Origin of the sequence: Paraburkholderia sp. BL23I1N1, assembly GCF_003610295.1 — a bacterium.
Lineage (GTDB): Bacteria > Pseudomonadota > Gammaproteobacteria > Burkholderiales > Burkholderiaceae > Paraburkholderia.
Genome location: NZ_RAPV01000001.1, coordinates 4,415,750 through 4,435,379 on the forward strand (window position 1 = coordinate 4,415,750; position 19,630 = coordinate 4,435,379).

22 protein-coding genes are annotated in these 19,630 nt (G+C 63.1%); 10 read left to right on the plus strand and 12 right to left on the minus strand.

Features of this window, described 5'->3' with window-relative positions; all coding sequences use genetic code 11:
* Positions 1 to 91: 91 nt before the first annotated feature.
* The 12 genes from B0G76_RS20620 to B0G76_RS20670 form a co-directional block, all read right to left on the minus strand.
* On the minus strand, positions 92 to 739 hold the full coding sequence (locus B0G76_RS20620; RefSeq protein ID WP_120294194.1) for a response regulator transcription factor: 648 nt from the start codon (positions 737 to 739) through the stop codon (positions 92 to 94).
* A complete protein-coding gene (locus tag B0G76_RS20625; protein WP_259460659.1) occupies positions 736 to 2,802 on the minus strand; it encodes a PAS domain S-box protein in 2,067 nt (688 codons plus the stop codon). The genes B0G76_RS20620 and B0G76_RS20625 overlap by 4 nt, the downstream gene beginning before the upstream one ends.
* Positions 2,803 to 3,156: 354 nt before the next feature.
* A complete protein-coding gene (locus B0G76_RS20630; protein WP_120294196.1) occupies positions 3,157 to 3,984 on the minus strand; it encodes a universal stress protein in 828 nt (275 codons plus the stop codon).
* Positions 3,981 to 4,484 carry a universal stress protein gene (locus B0G76_RS20635; protein ID WP_120294197.1) on the minus strand — a complete coding sequence of 168 codons (504 nt, stop codon included), beginning with the start codon at positions 4,482 to 4,484 and terminating at the stop codon, positions 3,981 to 3,983. The genes B0G76_RS20630 and B0G76_RS20635 overlap by 4 nt, the downstream gene beginning before the upstream one ends.
* 42 nt (positions 4,485 to 4,526) lie before the next feature.
* Positions 4,527 to 5,363: a universal stress protein gene (locus B0G76_RS20640; protein WP_120294198.1), complete on the minus strand. Its 837-nt coding sequence runs from the start codon at positions 5,361 to 5,363 to the stop codon at positions 4,527 to 4,529.
* 83 nt (positions 5,364 to 5,446) lie between these two features.
* Complete coding sequence (locus tag B0G76_RS42945) at positions 5,447 to 5,593, minus strand: hypothetical protein (protein ID WP_183082104.1); 147 nt, start codon at positions 5,591 to 5,593, stop codon at positions 5,447 to 5,449.
* Complete coding sequence (gene arcC, locus B0G76_RS20645; protein WP_120294199.1) at positions 5,586 to 6,497, minus strand: carbamate kinase; 912 nt, start codon at positions 6,495 to 6,497, stop codon at positions 5,586 to 5,588. Before arcC ends, B0G76_RS42945 begins: the two co-directional genes overlap by 8 nt.
* Before the next feature lie 9 nt (positions 6,498 to 6,506).
* Complete coding sequence (gene argF, locus B0G76_RS20650; protein ID WP_120294200.1) at positions 6,507 to 7,505, minus strand: ornithine carbamoyltransferase; 999 nt, start codon at positions 7,503 to 7,505, stop codon at positions 6,507 to 6,509.
* Between the two features lie 39 nt (positions 7,506 to 7,544).
* Positions 7,545 to 8,762 (minus strand): arginine deiminase, encoded by a 1,218-nt coding sequence (locus B0G76_RS20655; protein ID WP_120294201.1) that lies wholly within the window; start codon positions 8,760 to 8,762, stop codon positions 7,545 to 7,547.
* A 25-nt stretch (positions 8,763 to 8,787) separates the two neighbouring features.
* Positions 8,788 to 10,269 carry an arginine-ornithine antiporter gene (gene arcD / locus B0G76_RS20660; protein WP_120294202.1) on the minus strand — a complete coding sequence of 494 codons (1,482 nt, stop codon included), beginning with the start codon at positions 10,267 to 10,269 and terminating at the stop codon, positions 8,788 to 8,790.
* 33 nt (positions 10,270 to 10,302) lie between these two features.
* Positions 10,303 to 11,763 carry an MBL fold metallo-hydrolase RNA specificity domain-containing protein gene (locus B0G76_RS20665; protein ID WP_120294203.1) on the minus strand — a complete coding sequence of 487 codons (1,461 nt, stop codon included), beginning with the start codon at positions 11,761 to 11,763 and terminating at the stop codon, positions 10,303 to 10,305.
* Positions 11,764 to 11,800: 37 nt separating this feature from the next.
* Complete coding sequence (locus tag B0G76_RS20670; protein WP_120294204.1) at positions 11,801 to 12,040, minus strand: hypothetical protein; 240 nt, start codon at positions 12,038 to 12,040, stop codon at positions 11,801 to 11,803.
* 304 nt (positions 12,041 to 12,344) lie between these two features.
* Here B0G76_RS20670 and B0G76_RS20675 point away from each other — a divergent pair, with 304 nt between their 5' ends.
* The 10 genes from B0G76_RS20675 to B0G76_RS20720 all read left to right on the plus strand — a co-directional run bounded on the left by B0G76_RS20675 (position 12,345) and on the right by B0G76_RS20720 (position 19,611).
* Positions 12,345 to 12,854, plus strand: coding sequence for a flavodoxin (locus B0G76_RS20675; protein ID WP_120294205.1), 510 nt, complete (start codon positions 12,345 to 12,347; stop codon positions 12,852 to 12,854).
* 142 nt (positions 12,855 to 12,996) lie between these two features.
* On the plus strand, positions 12,997 to 14,472 hold the full coding sequence (gene atpD / locus B0G76_RS20680; protein WP_120294206.1) for a F0F1 ATP synthase subunit beta: 1,476 nt from the start codon (positions 12,997 to 12,999) through the stop codon (positions 14,470 to 14,472).
* Positions 14,469 to 14,927 (plus strand): F0F1 ATP synthase subunit epsilon, encoded by a 459-nt coding sequence (locus tag B0G76_RS20685; protein ID WP_120294207.1) that lies wholly within the window; start codon positions 14,469 to 14,471, stop codon positions 14,925 to 14,927. Before atpD ends, B0G76_RS20685 begins: the two co-directional genes overlap by 4 nt.
* Complete coding sequence (locus B0G76_RS20690) at positions 14,924 to 15,241, plus strand: AtpZ/AtpI family protein (protein WP_120294208.1); 318 nt, start codon at positions 14,924 to 14,926, stop codon at positions 15,239 to 15,241. The genes B0G76_RS20685 and B0G76_RS20690 overlap by 4 nt, the downstream gene beginning before the upstream one ends.
* Positions 15,234 to 15,515 (plus strand): ATP synthase subunit I, encoded by a 282-nt coding sequence (locus B0G76_RS20695; RefSeq protein ID WP_120294209.1) that lies wholly within the window; start codon positions 15,234 to 15,236, stop codon positions 15,513 to 15,515. Before B0G76_RS20690 ends, B0G76_RS20695 begins: the two co-directional genes overlap by 8 nt.
* On the plus strand, positions 15,512 to 16,210 hold the full coding sequence (locus B0G76_RS20700; RefSeq protein ID WP_120294210.1) for a F0F1 ATP synthase subunit A: 699 nt from the start codon (positions 15,512 to 15,514) through the stop codon (positions 16,208 to 16,210). The genes B0G76_RS20695 and B0G76_RS20700 overlap by 4 nt, the downstream gene beginning before the upstream one ends.
* Positions 16,207 to 16,455, plus strand: coding sequence for a F0F1 ATP synthase subunit C (locus B0G76_RS20705; protein ID WP_054037454.1), 249 nt, complete (start codon positions 16,207 to 16,209; stop codon positions 16,453 to 16,455). The genes B0G76_RS20700 and B0G76_RS20705 overlap by 4 nt, the downstream gene beginning before the upstream one ends.
* A 9-nt stretch (positions 16,456 to 16,464) precedes the next feature.
* On the plus strand, positions 16,465 to 17,214 hold the full coding sequence (locus B0G76_RS20710) for a F0F1 ATP synthase subunit delta (RefSeq protein ID WP_120294211.1): 750 nt from the start codon (positions 16,465 to 16,467) through the stop codon (positions 17,212 to 17,214).
* Between the two features lies 1 nt (position 17,215).
* The gene (locus B0G76_RS20715; RefSeq protein WP_120294212.1) at positions 17,216 to 18,769 is read left to right on the plus strand and encodes a F0F1 ATP synthase subunit alpha; all 1,554 of its coding nucleotides are present in this window, start codon (positions 17,216 to 17,218) and stop codon (positions 18,767 to 18,769) included.
* Positions 18,766 to 19,611, plus strand: coding sequence for a F0F1 ATP synthase subunit gamma (locus B0G76_RS20720; protein ID WP_120294213.1), 846 nt, complete (start codon positions 18,766 to 18,768; stop codon positions 19,609 to 19,611). Before B0G76_RS20715 ends, B0G76_RS20720 begins: the two co-directional genes overlap by 4 nt.
* Positions 19,612 to 19,630 lie beyond the last annotated feature (19 nt).

The following is a 19,630-nucleotide window of genomic DNA, read 5'->3' on the forward strand; positions in this document are numbered from 1 at the left end:
AAATGCGGAAGCAAATGTAGCCGCGTGAGCGGCGAATTGATGTGACGATTGGAGCTAACCCGACGGCCTGCGCGCCGTCCCGGGTCCAGATCTAGATTTCGTCGTCTTCTCCGAGCAGTTTGTGGCGCAGCGCGTAACGCACCAGCGCGGCTTCGTGCGGCATCTGCATTTTTTCAAGGATGCGCGTTTTATAGGTGCTCACCGTCTTGCTGCTGACACACAACTCCGCGGCGATTTCGGTCAAGGTCTGGCCCGCGGCGATGCGGCGGAACACATCGAATTCACGGTCGGACAGACGTTGATGGGGCAACGTGTCCGCAGGCTCGTTCAGGCTCTGCGCAAAACGTTCGGCTATCGCGAGACTCACATAAACGCCACCAGATGCGACTTTGGTGACCGCGGCGACTAGCTCGGCGCTGGCACTTTCCTTGGTTAGATACCCTGATGCCCCCGCCTTGAAAGCGCGCACCGCGTACTGCTGCTCCGCATGCATGGTGAGCACAAGGATTCGCAGTGCCGGCTTTTCCTCCTTGATCTGCTTGATCAGTTCGACGCCGTTTCTGCCCGGCATCGACAGATCGAGCACGAGCACGTCGGCCGCGCTCGAACGGACCAGCGCGATCGTGCTGATGCCGTCATTGGCCTCGCCGACCACCTCGAAGCCGCTTGCGTTTTGCAGGATATGCCGCAGGCCATCGCGTACGAGGGCATGGTCGTCGGCTATCAGCGCTCGAATCATGTTTGCATCTCCTGCTGTTGCACCGCCGTGACCGGAAAGGTGACGGTCAGCGCAAAGCCGTTGCCATTGGAAGTGTGGATGTCGACCGTGCCGCCCAGCATGTGTGCCCGTTCGCGGATACCGAGCAGGCCAAACGATTTCTCGGCGGAGGTGGGCGAGCGGTTCGCGCCCTGGCCGTTATCCGCGATTTTCAGCACGCAAACGGCTCCTTCGACCCGGACTGTCAGCGTGACGAGCGTCGCTTCCGCATGACGGGCAACATTGGTCAACGCTTCCTGGACGATACGAAATAGCGTTGTCGCGCCATTCGGCGTAAAGCTGGTGTCGCCGACTTCGACCCGGCGCTCCACATCGATGCCGTAGCGGTTTGTAAAGTCATTGGCGAGCCATTCGATCGCCGGAATCAGACCGAGATCGTCGAGCATGACCGGGCGCAGATCGGCAGCGATCCGGCGCACTGACGCGACCGTCGCATCGATCAACCGGCGCATCCCACGCAGTTGCTGAAGCAGGCGCGGTTCAGCAGCAGTTTCGAGCTCCTGTTCGACCGACGAAATGTCCATCTTGAGGGCAGTCAATTGCTGCCCAAGGTCGTCGTGCAGCTCGCGTGCGATGCGGGTTTTTTCTTCTTCGCGAACTTTCTGCAGATTCGCCGAGAGTTCGCGTAGCTCCTCGCGCGATTGCCGCTGCGCATTTTCCGCTTTGACCCGTTCAGTGATGTCGCGCAGCATGACCGTGTACAGCTTGCCATCGCCATCGCGGATCTGCGAGATCGACGCTTCAATAGGAAACTCTTCGCCGTTGCTCCGCAAGCCGAACAGCACACGTTGCTTGCCCATCTGGCGGTCGGAAACGCCGGTCACGCCGAATTGTTCGACATGCCGCGCGTGTCCCGCGCGAAAGCGCTCGGGAATGAAGCGCGAGAGCGAGGCGCCGACCGCTTCCATCGCGGTGCATCCAAAAACCTGTTCAGCCATTGGATTGAAGATGACGATGTTCTGCCGTTCGTCGACGGTAATGATGGCTTCCATCGATGAGCGGATGATCCCCATCATGCGTGCCTCGTCCAGGGTCGACTGGCTGCGCGCCTTGCTCGTCGCGGCCGATCCGGCGCCGCGCCCTCTGACGATCAGGAAGGCGATGGCACTGAAGAGGCACGCTGCCGCAACGCCGGCGATCAGCACCGTGGTTTCTGCAAATTCGTCCTCGGCTCGCAGATAGCGGCCGCTCGCCGTGTACGACAGCGTGATAGGTACACCGCCGACGCGCAAGGTGTCGGTTTTGCGGAAGACCGGGCCCGTCTCCACCAGGTCGTCGTCTGCTGCGGCGGACGAATAAAGCAGTGTGGCAGGGGTTCCGGTGAATACCTGCAGATCGATGCGCCGTTGCCGGGCAAGAGCGTTGTCGAACACGCGGGTAGTGTCCAGCGCAGCTACCAGCAGCTGCTTGATGCCCGCGCGGCGCGCTTGTGATGTCGACGGCAATCCGGCGTCCGAATACACCGGAAAATACACGTAGAGACGAGGGTGAGGGTTCGAGCCGACATCGCCGAACGGCGCTGCGTTCGCGTCGAGCGCGCTTGCCCCTGTATCGATGGCATGCAGCAACGCCGCCCGGCTCGCGGGAGCGCTCGCCAGGTCGTAGCCGACCGGCATCACATCGACGGCGGCCGGCGCCATCTGGATCACCGGAGCAACCGGTTGTGGCGCGGCGGCTGGTCCGGTAACGTTAGCGGTGCCGCCCGTCAGGCGGGCGACAGCGGCGGCGTCAATCTCAGCATAGCCAAGTGAGCGCACCACCGACGACGCTTGGTCCAGATCGAGTTGCGCGACATATCGACGCCAGGCGTCGGCATCGTCCGCCAGCGCGACGGAGAGCAAGCCGCGCGCGCCGCGCAGCAGTGATTCGCTGGAGGTGAGCTCGCGCTGCAGGTCAGCGGTGATATGTGCAGTATTCTGTTCAAAGCGGCTGTTGGCGGAGCGCAATGACTGCTCGCCGACCCAACGCCATGCACCAAGCGCAGCCACAAGAACGACAGCGAATGTGACTGCCGCGACAAGCATGGGACGCCGCTCAGGCGGGACAACCCGCATGGGCAAAGGCGATTTTTTAGCGAACGGCGTTTTACCGCGAGAGGGCATGTGCGCCTCGTTGGATGGTAGGCAATCCGCTACGCTGACTGATGACGCAGGCGCGGCGCGGATCGGGAAACTTCACGGTGATTTTCGATAACTGCGGCCAGCCGGAACAACGCATGCGTCGCCTATTGTGCGCGGTTTGCACGGATCGTGCCAGTATGCAGCCACCTTGCGATGGGAGCCGCGCCGGGGGCCGAGGCTCCAAAAAAGAAGCGCCCTGAAAACCGGGCGCTTTAAATTGCGCGAGGGCTTTTTTCGCGCAATTCCTGCATTGCCAGATCAGTGCGACATCAGCACCGGCACAGTCATTGACTGAAGCATGGTCCGTGTGACGCCGCCGAGCAGCCGTTCCTGCACGCGCGTATGCCCATATGCACCCATTACCACCAGATCGATATGATGATCGGCCAGCATGTTCAACAGCAGCGCACCCGTGGGGACCCCGGCCACCTTGGGTGCGGCCGCGAATCCTGCCTGGATGCCGTGCCGTTCAAGCCAGGCGGCGACGTCGATGCCGGCTGGCGCTTCACTGTCCGGGTGACGCTGCAGGGTCATCACGGTGACGAATTTCGCGCGTTTGATCAGCGGCAAGGCGTCGGCCATCGCCCGGGCGCTCTCGCGGCTGCCGTCCCACGCGATCATCACGTTTTCGGCAAACGAACGGACGGCCCCGGCATAGGGCAGCACAATGGCAGGGCGGCCCGAGCTCATCAGCACGTCCTCGACAAAGTGGCGTGCGATATAGGATGACGGGTCGTCGGGATCATCCTGACCGAGGATCAGGAGGTCGGCGTGGCGCGCGTGCAGGACCGCTGCTTCCGCCGCCGGCCCGCCCGGCGCCCGCCATTCCACGCTGCGCCCAGTCCGTTCGCCCGCCGCCAGAAAGCGCGCCTGCGCGTCTTTAAGGTTGGCCTCGTGTTGCGCTTCGCGAATCTCGACCAGTGCGCGTTCGCCGTGGAGAAACATCGGCTGCGTCAGATCCTGACAAACCACATACAGGCCGATCAGATGCGCGTCGTGCCGGCCGGCTAGTTCAAGTGCGAACTCGATCCTCGCGGTGCTATGGGTGCTGTCGTCGAGATGCACCAGCATGGTTTTGCAGGTCATGACGGTTCCCTGATCGGTTCAGCTACCTGTGCGTCGCTTGTCACAGGTTTGGCGCTGTGTGCCGAGATCATCAGCACCGCGCACTGCGCGATGCGCAGGAAACGTTCTGCGACACTGCCGAGCACCAGCCTTTGGAAACCCCGCCGTCCATGCGTGCCCATGACCACCAGGTCGGCCTTGAAATCGCTTGCCGCGCGCAGTATGCAATGGGCGATGTCGTCGCCCGCCAGGTCGGTTTCGGCGATGCGTGGCGTGCCCTGCACGCCGGCCCGCTTCATGTTCGCGACTGCATCCTCGATCACGTGCGCGCCTTCCTCGAGCAGCGCCGTGCGGACGTAGGACGGATCGTAACCGGGTACGTCGTATGACATCAACGGGACGTCTACGACAAAAAGGGGCTGTAGTTTTGCGCCGGAATCGCGCGCGAGTTGCAAGGCCGCGTCAAGGGCGCGCGCGGAAGTTTCACTGCCGTCGACGGCAACCAGAATCTGTTGATACATGGTGAACTCTCCTGAATGGAACTGACTCGACGTCCCGGTTCGTCAATGCGACATCAGTACCGGCACGGTCATCGATTTAAGGATCGTGCGGGTCGCGCCGCCCATCACCAGTTCCTGCCAGCGGGCGTGTCCGTAAGCACCCATCACAAGCAGATCTGCGCCGATCGCGGATACCTGTGACAACAGCGCGTCGCCGATCGAGGCATCGCGGCCGACCTCAATATCCTTGACCTCGACGTTCACGCCGTGCCGCGCGATGAGCGTGGCGATATCCGCGCCCGGAATGCGCGCGCGCGGCTCGCCCCGTTCGCCGTTGACGGTGACGACCGTGGTGGTCTTCGCCGCGCGCATGAACGGCAGCGCATCGTGTACTGCGCGGGTGGCTTCGCGGCTGCCGTCCCAGGCAATCATCACGTGCGCGCCGGGTGACGTGACGTTGCTGGCGTACGGCACCAGCAACACCGGCCGGCCTGCGGACATGATCAGGTTTTCAGGGAAAAAATCGCCGACGTACGATTCCGGATCGTGCGCATCGTCCTGGCTGGCAATGATCAGGTCGGCGCACCGGCCGCGCTGCGGCACGGCGAGGCTGGCGGGGGCGTCGACAGCGATCCACTCGCCGGCAACTTCCGCACGGCTCAGTTCCGCATGAAAGAGCCGTTCGAGCGCGCCGCGGCGTTCCGCGCGCAACTGTTCGTGCGTACCGTAGTATTCGGCGGTTCCGGCCATAACGTAGAGCGAGCGCGGGTCGGGCGTGAACACGGCAAATACGCCGGTCAGATGGGCGTCGAACTGCCTGGCGAGCCGCAGGGCGAATTCGAGCCTGGGGTGCGCGCGCTCACTTGTATCCAGGTGAACGACGATGGTCTTGTAAGTCATTGCAGTGCTCCAGAAGTGGGTGAGTGGCGCATGAACGCGTGATCTGAGTCTGGGAGCCGGGTAGTTGCCGGCGTTGATCAAGATCAACGGCGCGGTAGCGCGTGATACTTCATCCGGACAGAAATGCGACGCCCGGCCAGATAGGTGACGAGATAGCGGACGCTCGACTCGAGCGCCGCATTGACCGGTTCCATCACGGGTTGCCCGATCGTCGAACGTTGTTTACGCACACACGACACGCGTACCTGCCGTGCCGCTTGCCATCGCCTCGATGCGGTCGAGCGAGCCGATGACTGCCGGGCGGCCGGTGCGCAAGACGAACTCGCACGCTGCCTCGACCTTCGGTCCCATTGAGCCGGCCGGGAAAGACATCGACCGAAGTCCTGCCACCGATACCTCGCTCAGCACGCGTTCGCAGGGCGTGTGCCAGTCGGCATAAACCGCGTCCACGTCGGTGGCGATCAGGAGCAGATCGGCGTCGATGTCAGCCGCAAGCAGCGCGCTGCACAGGTCCTTGTCGATCACGGCCTCCACGCCGCAGCGAGTCCGGCCGTCTGCTGCGACCGTGACCGGAATTCCGCCACCCCCGGCGGCGATCACCACGGCATCGTGGTCGAGCAACCAGTGAATGGGCTGAAGCGCCACGATGCGTTGCGGTTTCGGCGATGCAACGACGCGCCGGAAACCGTCACCGTCCCGGGCGACGCTCCAGCTGTTACTGATGACCAGGCGCTCGGCCTCTGCCTCTGTGTAAATGGGACCGATCGGCTTGGTGGGGTGAATGAAGGCGGGATCGCCGGCGTCGACCTCGACGCGCGTCAGCAGCGTCGCCACCTGCCGCTGCGGCGGCAATGCGTTGGCCAGTTCCTGCTCGAGCAGATAGCCGATCATGCCTTCCGATTCGGCGTCGAGCACATCCAGCGGCGCCGCGCCAGACGCACCCGCGGCGGCTGCCTGCAGTGCCAGCAGGCCGACCTGAGGGCCGTTGCCATGCGCGATGACCAGCTGGTTGCCGTCGGCAAGCCGCGCGATCTGCTGTGCGGCGCGGCGTATATTGGCGATCTGGTGTGACATCGTCATCGGTTCGCCGCGCCGAAGCAACGCGTTGCCGCCCAGTGCGATCAGGATGCGCATGATGGTTCCTTAAGCGAGTGTTGCCACGAGTACCGCCTTGATGGTGTGCATGCGGTTTTCAGCCTGCGAAAACACAATCGACGCATTCGATTCGAAGACTTCGTCGCTGACTTCGAGCTCGGACAGACCGAAGTGCTCGTGAATCTGCCGGCCGGTTTCGGTCTCGAGATTGTGATAAGCGGGTAAGCAATGCATGAAGTGGGTGCGCTGCTTGCCCGTCGCTTTCATCAACGCGGCATTGACCTGGTATGGCCGCAAAAGCTCGATGCGCGGCCCCCAGGCCTCCACCGGCTCACCCATCGAAACCCATACGTCGGTATAGACGAAGTCGGCGCCGCTCACGGCCTCATGCGGATCCTCGACGATCGCCACGCGAGCACCGGTCCGCTCCGCAAGGTGCCGCATCTGTGCCACGAGATCGTCGTGAGGCCAAAGTTCGCGGGGCGCGGCAATGCGCACATCCATGCCCATCTGCACGCCGCCGATCAGGAGCGAACTGCCCATGTTGAAACGGGCGTCGCCGAGGTAGCAGAACGACAGTTCGTGCAGCGGCTTTTCACCGAATTCCTGCATCGTCAGCAAGTCCGCGAGCACCTGGGTCGGATGAAATTCGTCGGTCAGTCCGTTCCATACGGGAACATGCGAGTACAACGCGAGCTCTTCCACCACGCTCTGGTGAAAGCCGCGATATTCAATCCCGTCATAGAGCCGGCCGAGCACGCGCGCGGTGTCTTTGAGCGACTCCTTGCGGCTAAGCTGCGAGCTCGCCGAATCGATGTAGGTGACATGGCCGCCCTGGTCGTGCACGGCAACTTCGAAGGCGCAGCGCGTGCGGGTCGAGGTCTTTTCGAAAATCAGCGCGATATTCTTGCCGTTGAGCCGCGCGACTTCGTTGCCGGCGTACTTGGCGCGCTTCAGTTCGGCGGCGAGGTCGAGGAGAAAGCGGATGTCGCGTGGAGTGAAGTCCTGCATGTTCAGCAGGCTGCGGTTGCGCAGGTTGAATGCCATGGTGTGCGGTTCCTTGAAATAGGCGAGGCGGGCGGGGTGTCAGACGGGATCGCGTTCGATCGGGCAGGTCATGCAATGTCCGCCGCCGCGCCCGCGCCCCAGTTCGCCGCTCGGAATAGTGATGACTTCGACGCCCGCCTTACGCAGCAGCGTGTTCGTGTAGACGTTGCGGTTGTAGGCCACCACGACGCCTGGCGCGAGCGCGATCACGTTGTTGCCGTCGTCCCACTGTTCGCGCTCGGCCTCCCATGTATCGCCGCCGGTGGCGACGGTGCGAAGTTCCTTAAGACCTAGCGCACGGGCGACGACTTCGAGAAACGGTGCGGTCTCGGGCCGGACATCGAGCGCGTGTGGCTGTTGCGACGGGCGCAGACTGGTGCAGCGGATGCCGTCGACAACTTCCGGAAAGATCGTGACCAGGTCCCGGTCGCAGAAGGTGAACACCGTATCGAGGTGCATGGCGCCGCGCGAACGCGGCAACTGTGCGGCGATCACATGTTTCACCGATTCATGTGCGAAAAGGGATCGTGCGAGTTGCGCGACGCCCTGCGGCGACGTGCGCTCACCCATGCCGATCAGTACGACGTCGCGCGATAAAGGCATGACGTCGCCGCCTTCCAGCGTAGCGCCGCCGTGATCGATGTCAGGGCCGCCCCACCAGATGCGCGTGCCGCCGCTGAACAGCGGATGAAAGCGGTAGATTGCCGCGCTCAGCAGCGTTTCCTGGCGGCGCGCCGGCCAGTACATCGAGCCGAGTACAGCACCGTCGTTGATCCAGCAACTGTTGTCGCGGGTAAACAGCGTATTGGGCAGCGGCGGAAGGATAAACCCGGCCGGTTCTGTACATTGCGACAGCAGACCCGCGGACTCAAACGGCAGCTCGGCGCGCACGATCCCGCCGATCAGCCGGGTGGCGAGCTCGTCGGCTTTCATCTCGTTGAGCCAGGGCAGCAGTTGCGCGGACAGTTCCAGGTCGACCGTACCCGAGGACAGCTTGCGTTCGAGTACCCAGTCGCGTGCGTCCTGGCCTTGCAGAATGTCCGCGAGCAGGTCATGCATATCGAGCACTTCAATGCCGCGATCCTGCATCGCGCTGACGAACGCGTAGTGGTCGGTCTTGGCCTGGGAAACCCACAATACGTCGTCGAACAGCAGTTCACGGCAACTGGCCGGGGTCAGGCGCGTCTGGGCGAGCCCAGGCCGGCAGACCATGACCTTGCGCAAGGTGCCGACCTCGGAAAAGACGCCGAGTGCCATAGAGGTTCTCCTTGTAATGGGCGGCTTACAGGCCTAACGCACCGCTTGACAGCAGCCAGGCGGCGATTGCGGCGAGTGCGATCAGCGCGACCAGAATGACGGCTTCGAAGGGCTTGAAAAGACGCGCGCCGCGTTCGTGTTTTGCCCAGCCATACAGCAGGACGCCAGGTGCGTAGAGCAGAGCGGAAAGCAGCAGATACTTCGGGCCAGCTGCATACAGCAGCCAGCAGCAGTAGACGCTTGCGACCGCGCCGATCAGCATGTCGCGTCCACGGACGGTGTCGGTTACGGCGTAGCCGTCGCCGCGCATGGCAATGCGGGTTGCGTACACGGCCGAGAAAAGGTAAGGAATCAGGATCATCGAGGTCGCGAGCGAGATCAACGCCTGGTAGGTCGCGTTCGACACCAGTGTGATGATCAGGAACAACTGCACGAGCCCGTTTGTCACCCACAGTGCATTGGCAGGTACGCCGTGGCTGTTCTCGCGTGCGAGGAAGGCCGGCATCACGCCGCCGCTCGCAGGTGTGAACAGCGTTTCCGCCGCCAGCAAGGTCCATGCGAGCAGTGCGCCGCCTACCGACACCAGTAGCCCGATGCTGATCAGTACCGCGCCCCAGGTGCCGACGGCCTTGTCGAGCACGCCGGCCATCGACGGGTTCTTCATTGCGGCCAGATCGCTCTGCGAGACGATACCAAGCGAGAGCAGCGAAACGGCCATCAGCAGAAGCAGCACCACGGCGAAACCGAGCATCGTGGCGCGTCCAATATCCGCGCGACGTTGCGCCCGGGCCGAAAACACATTGGCGCCCTCGATGCCGATGAACACCCAGACGGTGATCAACATTGTGCTTTTGACCTGCGTGAACACGCTGCCGAGCTTCGGGCTGCCCCAGAAGTCCTGCGTGAAGATGTGGCTTCTGAATGCCGCGAGGGCGAGCAGAATGAACAGCAGCAAAGGAATGACCTTGGCCACCGTAGTGATTGCATTGAGAACAGCCGCGCTGCGCACGCCGCGCAGAATCACCGCATGCATGATCCACAGCACGATCGACGCGCCCAATACGGCGGCGCGTGTATTGCCGTCGCCGAATACCGGAAAGAAATAACCGAGCGTGCCGAATACGATGACGAGATAGCCGACATTGCCGATCCACGCGCTGACCCAGTAACCCCATGCGGAGTTGAAGCCGACGAATTCGCCGGCACTGGCACGGGCGTACGCATAGATGCCGTTGTCGAGATCGGGTTTTCGCGTCGTCAGGGTCTGATAGACGAAGGCGAGCATCAACATGCCCACACCGGTAATCAGCCAGCCAATCAACACTGCAGCGGCGCCGGCGCCCGATGCCATGTTCTGCGGCAGCGAAAACACACCGCTGCCGATCATCGACCCGATTACAAGCGCCGTCAGCAGGCCGAGCCGCAAGGGTTTCGCCGCCGAGGCCTTCGTCGGGGCGGCCACGCCGGATACAGGTGGCCCCGACAATGAATCCGCTAGATTCTTCATGACATGCCCTCGTTAATGTTTAAGACACGTTGATTAGGTCACTTCGGGACGGCTGGCCGATTGATCTGGATCAGTCAATACAGGGTCGGACATCGCGGTTGACTCGCAGGGGTGAATGTCTGCATCGCGGGCGGATCCGGGCAGTTCGACGGATTCGAGGTAGGTGGGCACCTCGCAGCGCCAGTGAAGCGTTTCCTCGAGATGAAGCCGCAACGCGTCAGCGGCGCCAGGCTCGCCGTGGGTGACGAAGGTTCGCTCCGGCGGCACGGAGATGGAGTGAAGCCATGCCGTCAGTTCCTGGTAATCCGCATGCGCGGACAGTAACGAAAGCGCGACGACCGACGTCCGCACAGGCACATCGTCACCGTGAATCCTGATCGTGGGCGCAAGGGCGGCAAGCGCCGCGCCGCGTGTGCCGGCAGCCTGATAGCCGACCAGCACAATGGTGTTGCGGCTATCGGGCGCGAACGCCTTCAGGTGATGCACAACTCGCCCGCCGGTTGCCATCCCGCTGCCGGCGATCACCACCATTGGACCGCCCCGGGCCGTTACGGCTTTGGATTCGTCGACGGTACGCACCATTTCGGCTGCGCCGCTGATCGCATTCGCTTCGGTCATCGTGAGGCGATGCTCGCCGACGTGATGCCGGTACAGTTGCGTGACGCTCGACGCCATCGGGCTGTCGAGATAAACCGGCACGTTGGCCATCCGGCCGGCCGCCTTCAGACGGGCAATGTAGTGAAGAATGGACTGCGCACGGCCGACTGCGAAACACGGAATCACGACGACACCGTCCTTCCGGAAGGTGCGCGCGAAGATATCGGCAAGTTCGGTGGCCGGATCGCCTGTCTCGTGCAGACGATTGCCGTAAGTGGACTCGACCACCAGATAGTCGGCGTGCGCAAGCGGCATGGGCGGGCGCATGATCGGATCGTTCGGACGTCCCACGTCGCCCGAGAACGCGATCACCTTGCCCTCCACACACATCACAACGCTGGCAGCGCCCAGAATGTGCCCGGACGGCAACAGCCGGAAGCACGCTTGCTTATTCAGTTGTTTCGGTACATCGAATTCGCGTGGCACGAGCAGCTGCAGCGCCTTTTCGGCATCGTCGAGCGTGTATAGCGGCAACGCGGGATGATGTTTCGAAAACCCATGGCGGTTTGCGAAGGCGGCTTCTTCTTCCTGCAGTCTGGCGCTGTCGCGCAGCAGCACTTCGCACAGTTCGCGGGTCCCACGGCTGCAATAGACCGGTCCCCGATATCCCATCCGCGCGAGAACCGGCAGATAGCCGCTGTGATCCAGGTGAGCGTGCGTCAGGATCACCGCGTCGAGCGTTTCGACCGGGACCGGGAACGTGGCCCAATTACGCAGACGCAGATTTTTTGTGCCTTGAAAGAGCCCGCAGTCGATCAGCACCCGTAGACCGGCGCCTTCCAGCAGATATCTCGAGCCGGTGACGGTTTCGGTCGCACCCAGAAAAGTCAGCTTCATTGCGCCACCTCTGATGGCAAGTGAATCGCACGCTTCGTCAGGCCGTCGCACGTTGGCTGAGGCTCTGGCAGAACGCTTCAGCGAAGAGTTTGAAGGCATGCAGCGAGCCCGCGATGCTTTGGTATTTCTCGCGGCCGATTTGTCCGTCCAGCGTGATCAGCATGCCGGCCTCACGAGCCAGGGCGAGGATTTCATCGAATTCGCTCGCTGCGTCACGCGTGTTTTGGGGGTGTCCGGCCAGCATCGCGGCGTTGGCGGAAGGGTTGGCGTTTGACATGGCCGGTCTCCTTACGGGTCACTTTCGGCAGGGGCTGCGAGAACGTCGCGGGGCACTCGATCCTCGCTTGTCTTGAAATTCAGTATTGAGCAGCGGCCACTCGAAACAAATCAGGTAGCGCCGAGCTTTGCGTAGGATGTCCTGCGTCCGTGTCAGCCTTTTCCTACACGGCAACTGAACGTGATGACGGGCAAGTCCGTCGATTGACATGGATCATAAGAACGCTCTCATCCACGCCTATGCTCCCGACATGCACAGCAATTCCCGCACGTGAATGCACGACAGCTGTGGTGAGGAGATTGAAATGTCCCAAGCGAAAGTCCTTGTTGTCTATTTTTCGCGCACCGGCACCACACGATTGCTCGCGCAGGCAATGGCGAAAATGCTGGCAGCGGATATCGAAGAGATTTGCGATTTCAGCAATCGCAAAGGGATGGGGGGATATTTGCGCTCGCTGGCTGACATCATCATGAAGCGTCCCGTCGAAATCGTTCCAGCCGGACGCGATGTCACGGCGTACGACCTGGTCGTAATCGGCACGCCGGTCTGGGCCGGTTCGGTGTCCGCGCCGGTTCGCTCCTATCTCGCCGAGAGCCGTGCGCGGCTTCCGCACGTTGCGTTCTTTTGCAGCTTCGGCGGACGAGGTGCTGACAAGGCCATGAGGCAAATGCGCGAGCTTGCGGGCCGGCCGGCAGTTGCCGAATGCAAGGTGACAGCCACTGTGGCGCACAAAGATGCGAACGCTGCATTGGCCGTCTTTGCTCATGTGCTCAAAGGACACATCGCCAGATCCAGAACACTTGAATTGATGTGATGATTCAGAGGATTGAGCGGACATGAACAACAGACTGTTTCCGGTTAAACATCATCTCTCACAGGTTTGATGAAAATCAGTTGATCGAGTGGCAGCGGCGGTATCTTGGACTATTCGAAATCGGCCGCATGGAGGCCCAACAATGTCGGCTGATCTGGCACCTGCGTTCTCGACAACCCCGTTGGCCACAAGCGACGGGTATGTGGTCGCCGTACGTGGTGCAGTCGTCGACGTGACGTTTGCCGATGACATGCTGCCGCCAGTGGGCGACGCGCTCCTCATCCTGTCGGACGACCTCGCGCCGGTGCTTGCCGAGGTGCAAGCCCACTTGAGTGAAACCACAGTGCGGGCGCTGGCGCTGCAGTCCACCGCTGGATTGCGGCGCGGCGCCCGCGTAAGGGTCTGTGGCGGGCCTATCGAAGCGCCCGTTGGCGAGGCCGTGCTAGGCAGGCTGCTCGACGTGACCGGCGCGACACGTGACGACGGCGAAGCCTTACCCGCACAGATCGAGCGCCGCCCGATTCATCGCGCCGCGCCGCCGCTCGCGTCGCAGAAAGGCACCACCACGTTGTTCGCAACGGGCATCAAGGTGATCGACCTGCTTGCGCCGCTCGCCCAGGGCGGCAAGGCCGCGATGTTCGGTGGAGCAGGAGTCGGCAAAACGGTGCTGGTCATGGAATTGATCCACGCGATGGTGGAGCGCTATCAAGGAATCTCCGTATTCGCAGGCGTTGGCGAACGCTCACGTGAAGGGCACGAAATGCTGCTCGACATGCGCACGTCCGGCGTGCTGGCGCGCACCGTGCTGGTCTATGGACAGATGAACGAGCCACCGGGCGCGCGCTGGCGCGTGCCCTTTACGGCGCTGACAATCGCCGAGTATTTCCGTGACGAACGCCACCAGAACGTTCTCCTGCTCATGGATAACGTTTTCCGCTTCGTGCAGGCGGGGGCCGAGGTATCGGGCCTGATGGGGCGCATGCCGTCCAGAGTGGGCTACCAGCCCACGCTCGCGAGCGAAGTCGCAAGCCTGCAGGAGCGCATTGTGTCGGTAGGCGACGCATCGGTCACCGCAATCGAAGCGGTGTACGTGCCGGCCGACGATTTCACCGATCCCGCAGTGACCGCGATTGCCGCGCATATCGACAGCATGGTCGTGTTGTCGCGTGCGATGGCCGGCGAAGGCATGTATCCCGCGATCGATCCGATCGCGTCGTCGTCGATCCTGCTCGATCCGCTTGTGGTCGGCGAGGAACACGCGAACGTCGCCACCGAGGTGCGCAGGATCATCGAACACTACCGCGAGCTGCAGGACGTCATCTCCTTGCTCGGGATAGAGGAACTGGGTGCCGAGGACCGCGCCCTCGTGGGGCGAGCCCGGCGCTTGCAGCGCTTTCTGACCCAGCCGTTCGTCGTCACCGAAGCCTTTACGGGCGAAGCGGGCCGTTCGGTGGCGCTCGCCGATACGATCGCCGGGTGCAAGGCGATTCTGGCCGGCGAGTGCGATGCGTGGCAGGAAAGCTCGCTCTACATGATCGGCACCCTCGACGAAGGCCGCCTCAAGGAGCAAGCCGCCGTGCAAGATGGTGCGACCCACGTCGCGGAGACCGCGAAATGAGCGCCACCCACCTGACACTGACGTTGGCCACGCCGTCGCGCGTGTGGTTCGACGCAGTCGAGATCGTGTCTCTACGCGCGGAGGATGAAAGCGGCTCGTTCGGCATCCGGACTGGTCATGCCGACTTCGTGACGCTGCTGACGCCCTCGGTGGTCCGCTGGACGTGTGCCGATGATTCGATCCACTACTGCGCGGTCGATGGCGGGGTGCTATTGGTCTCGCACGGAACGGAGGTTTCCATTGCTTGCCGCGAAGCGGTCCCCGGCGACTCCCTTGAAGGCCTTGAACAAGGTGTTCGCAGCCGCCACGCCAGCGAGGCCGATGCGGCGCGGCGCGCCCGCGTCGAGCAGTTGCAACTGCATGCTCGCGCCGTGCGTCAGATGCTGCGCTATCTGCGGCCACGCGCAGGCGCCGACGGCGCGGCCGCGGATAGCATTGGAGGAACCCTGCGATGAACGGGCGCCACACGGACGAGCGCAAGCAGCGGGGCGAGCAGATCGCCGGCGCCGCCAGACAGGCCGCCGAGCGCAATTTACGCGGTCGCGAGGAGCCGGAACCGTCGCTCGGCAGCCGGCTCGGCCAGATCGGCATCCTCGGTTGGGCCATTGTCCTGCCCACGTTGATGGGTCTCGGAGTCGGCCACTGGCTGGATCGGACATTCGGCACCCGCGTGTTCTTCTCGGCGCCGCTGCTGATGATCGGCGCAGCAGTCGGCTTTTGGTCGGCGTGGAAATGGATGCATCGTCAGCAACGGAACCATCATGAATAGTCCGCTACCGTCGATAGCGACACAACTCGCGCTGGGACTCTCAGTGGGAATCCTGGCCGGTGCTTGGCACTTCCTGTCGCTGCGCTGGAACTGGCCGTTGTTTGCATCGGGCAAAGCGATACCGGCCCTGGCCTTGCAGCTCGCCAGATTCGCGCTCACCGGCGCATTATTTCTGATGCTCGCGCATCTCGGCGCTCTGGGGCCGCTCGCGGGCATGATGGGGTTTCTGCTTGCGCGTGGCGTGGCGGTGCGGCGCTATGGAGGCGGCCAATGACCACTTCACCGCTCGCGACCGCGCCGCTGTGGCATATCGGCCCGCTATCCATTACGGCGCCGGTACTTGTCACGTGGGCGCTCATGATTCTGCTGACTGTAGGGGCAGTCTTGCTGAGCCGAAGGTTGTCGCTCGCGCCGACCAGGCTGCAAACCGCCCTTGAACTGCTGGTCGTCACGATCGATCAGCAGATCCGCGATACCATGCAAACCGAGCCCGCCACTTACCGTGCGCTGATCGGCACGCTCTTCATCTTCGTGCTGATTGCCAACTGGTCGGCGCTTGTACCGGGAGTGAGCCCCCCGACCGCACACCTCGAGACCGATGCGGCGCTTGCGCTGATCGTGCTGGGTGCCACGGTCTTCTACGGCATTCGCACGCGCGGCACGGCCGCCTACCTAGCGGCATTCGCCGAGCCGAGCTGGGTCATGATCCCGCTGAATGTCGTCGAGCAGATCACCCGGACGTTTTCGCTCGTCGTGCGCCTGTTCGGCAATGTGATGAGCGGCGTGTTTGTGATCGGCATCATCCTGTCGCTTGCAGGGTTGCTCGTACCCATTCCGCTGATGGCGTTGGACCTGCTCACCGGCGCGGTGCAAGCCTATATTTTTTCCGTGCTGGGGATGGTTTTCATTGGCGCGGCGATCAGCGATACCCACAATCAGGTCAGCCTAAAAAAGGGCGAAGTCTCATGAATAACCTCATCGAAGTTGTCAGCATTGCCGCTGCAGCGCTGGCTGTGTCGTTCGGCGCGATCGGGCCGGCGCTTGCTGAAGGCCGCGCGGTCGCCGCGGCGATGGATGCGATCGCGCGGCAGCCGGACTCGGCTGGAACCGTGTCGCGCACGCTCTTCGTCGGGCTTGCAATGATCGAGACGATGGCGATTTACTGCCTCGTGATCGCGTTATTGCTGCTCTTCGCTAACCCGTTCGTCAAATAGGCGGCGGCCATGCGAATCGATTGGTCGACACTCCTGTTGCAGACCATCAATGCGCTGGTGCTCATATGGTTGCTGGCGCGCTTCCTGTTCCGTCCTGTCGCGGGCATCATCGCCGAGCGTCAGAAGGCGGCGCAAGCGTTGATTGCGGATGCCGATGCGGCGAAGCACGCGGCAGTCCTTGAGCGAGACGCGGCGGTTCACGAGACGCAGCGGCTTGTCGCCGCTCGCGCCGACGCCATGAAAACGATCGCTGCGGAAGCCGAGAACGAGAAGGCCGCGTTGCTGGCCGCGGCGCACGCTGACTCGGACAGGCTGCGCGCAACAGCCACCGCCGAAATCGAGGCGGCGCGTGCGGAGCAGGGCAAGCTTGTCGCCGCCCGGGCGACGCAACTCGCCATCGATATCGCGACAAAACTGCTTGACCGGCTACCTGAAGATGCGCGGGTGAGCGGTTTCATCGGCGGTCTCGTCGACGGGATCGCCCAGCTGCCCGCGCAGGTTCGCACGGAACTCGGCGCAAACGGTGTCGCGCTTTCGCTCTGCGCGCCGCGTACGCTGAGCCAACAGGAACAGGAGAGCTGCCGTGCTGCATTGACAACCTGTCTGAACCGGCCGGTATCTCTTCAAATCGAGGTCGACCCTTCGCTGATCGCCGGATTGGAACTGACGGCTGCGCACGCGGTGGTGCGCAACAGTTTTAAGGCCGATCTCGCGCGGATCAGCGCGGCATTGCTGAGTAGCGACAATGCGCCCCGCTGACATGACCGACGATCCCTGGCTCGCGGAGCAGCGCAACACACTCGCCCGAACTGTTGTGAAGCCACATGCGCAGACGCTCGGACGCGTTGAACGGTTTGGCGATGGCATCGCATTTGTCTCCGGACTGCCGGCTGCGGCCCTCAACGAACTGCTCCATTTCGAGAGCGGCGCGACCGGCTTCGCGCACACGCTGGATGCGGACGTTATCAGTGTCGTGCTGCTGGACGACGGCACCGCCGTTGAAGCGGGCTGTTGCGTGACCTGCACCGGCACTGTGCTGCAAGTGCCGGTTGGAGAAGGGCTGCTGGGGCGTGTGATCGATCCGCTCGGGCGACCGCTCGACCGCGACGATCCCATCGTTGCCGAGACGCGCATGCCGGTCGAACGGCCGGCGCCGGCGATCATCGAGCGCGATCTGGTCAGTGAGCCCGTCGAAACGGGTGTACTGCTCGTCGATGCGCTGTTCGCGATCGGCCGCGGGCAGCGCGAGCTGATTATCGGCGATCGCGCCACAGGCAAGACTGCTTTAGCGATCGACACAATCGTCAACCAGAAGCATTCGGACATGATCTGCGTCTACGTGGCGATTGGCCAGCGCACAACCGCCGTGCAGCGGGTCATCGAATCGGTGCGTCAGTACGGTGCGCCCGAGCGCTGCATCTTCGTTGTCGCCGCCGCCGCGTCAGCGCCGGGATTGCAATGGATCGCACCGTTCGCGGGCTTCACGATCGCCGAGTATTTTCGCGATCGGGGACAGCACGCACTGGTTGTAGTCGACGACCTCAGCAAGCATGCCGCGACGCATCGTGAACTGGCGCTGCTGACGCGCGAGCCGCCGGGGCGCGAGGCCTATCCTGGCGACATCTTCTATGTCCACGCCCGTCTGCTGGAACGCGCGGCGAAGCTGTCGGCCGGGCTGGGTGGCGGATCGCTGACCGCGCTGCCGGTCGCGGAAACCGATATGGGCAACCTGTCCGCGTATATCCCGACCAATCTCATTTCGATTACGGACGGTCAGATCGTGCTCGATGCGGCGTTGTTCGCGGCAAACCAGCGTCCGGCCGTCGATGTGGGCTTGAGCGTTAGCCGTGTTGGCGGCAAGGCGCAACATCCGGCTTTGCGGGGCGTGTCGGGAAGGCTGCGCCTCGATTACGCGCAATTCCTGGAGTTGGAGATGTTCAGCCGGTTCGGGGGGCTGACGGACGCGCATGTCGCCGGCAAGATAGCCCGCGGGCAACGTATCCGTGCATTGATCGCGCAGCCGCGCTTCAGCGCGTTAAGCACGCTCGAAGAGATCGCGCTGTTGTCAGCATTGGCGGACGGGGTGTTCGATTCAGTATCGAGCGAAATTGTCGTGCAAGTGCGATCGCAACTGGCCGGACATCTGGCGACCCAGCGCCTGCAAAGCCAGATCGCGGCGGGCTTTTCGCGATCCTCGCGCACGCCGTTGAGCGCCGACGTTCAGGCGGTGCTGGTTGCTGCAGTTCGCGAACTGGTGCAACAGTTCGCGCCAGCGGCTGCTAGCGGCACGGCAAGCAGCGGGAACGCGCCATGAGCGGAAAACTCGCCGAAATCGAGTCGCGCAGCGCGACCGCCCGGCAACTGGACGCCGTTATCGGGGCGATGCGCGGCATTGCGGCAGCACGTTCGCGCGAAGCCCAACGGCGCTTGCCGGGGATCCGTTCGTCGGCTTCGACAGTGGGCGCTGCGATTGGCGCCGCGCTGAGCCACGCTTCGGGCGAACCTGCGCGCGTGCTGGAGCACGGCGCGCGGATCGTCATCGCGCTGTGCGCGGAGCAGGGTTTCGTCGGCTCGTTTAACGAGCAGATCATCGACCACGCGTTGTCCCGTCTGACGTCGGCGCAGTGTGAACTGCTGCTCGTCGGTACGCGCGGCGAGATTGTGGCAAATGAACGCCGGCTGCCGTTCGCCTGGAGTTCTCCCGCGGCCTCCCATGCCGACGATGTACCGTCGCTCGCAAGCCGGATAACGGACGCGCTCTATGCGCGTCTTGGCGATCGAGGCGTGACCCACGTCTCGGTCATTCACGCAGTGCCGGGCATCGCGGCGCACTGCGAGATCGTTGAACACGGCCTGATTCCGTTCGATTTCTCGCGATTTTCCATTGAGCGGTGCACCCAGCCACCGTTACTCACATTGCCCGCCGGTCATCTGCTTGCGGGACTGGTCGAAGCCTACGTGTATGTCGAGTTGTGCGAGGCATTGATGCTGTCGTTCGCTGCCGAAAACGAGGCACGCGTGCGCGCGATGCTGGCCGCGCGCACCAATGTGAAGGAGACGCTTGCCGAACTCACACAACGCTACCGGCAGGTTCGTCAGGACGAGATCACGGCCGATATCGTGGAACTCGCGGCGGGTGCCGGGGCCGGCGTTTGAATAGTGCTGGAAGGGAAGC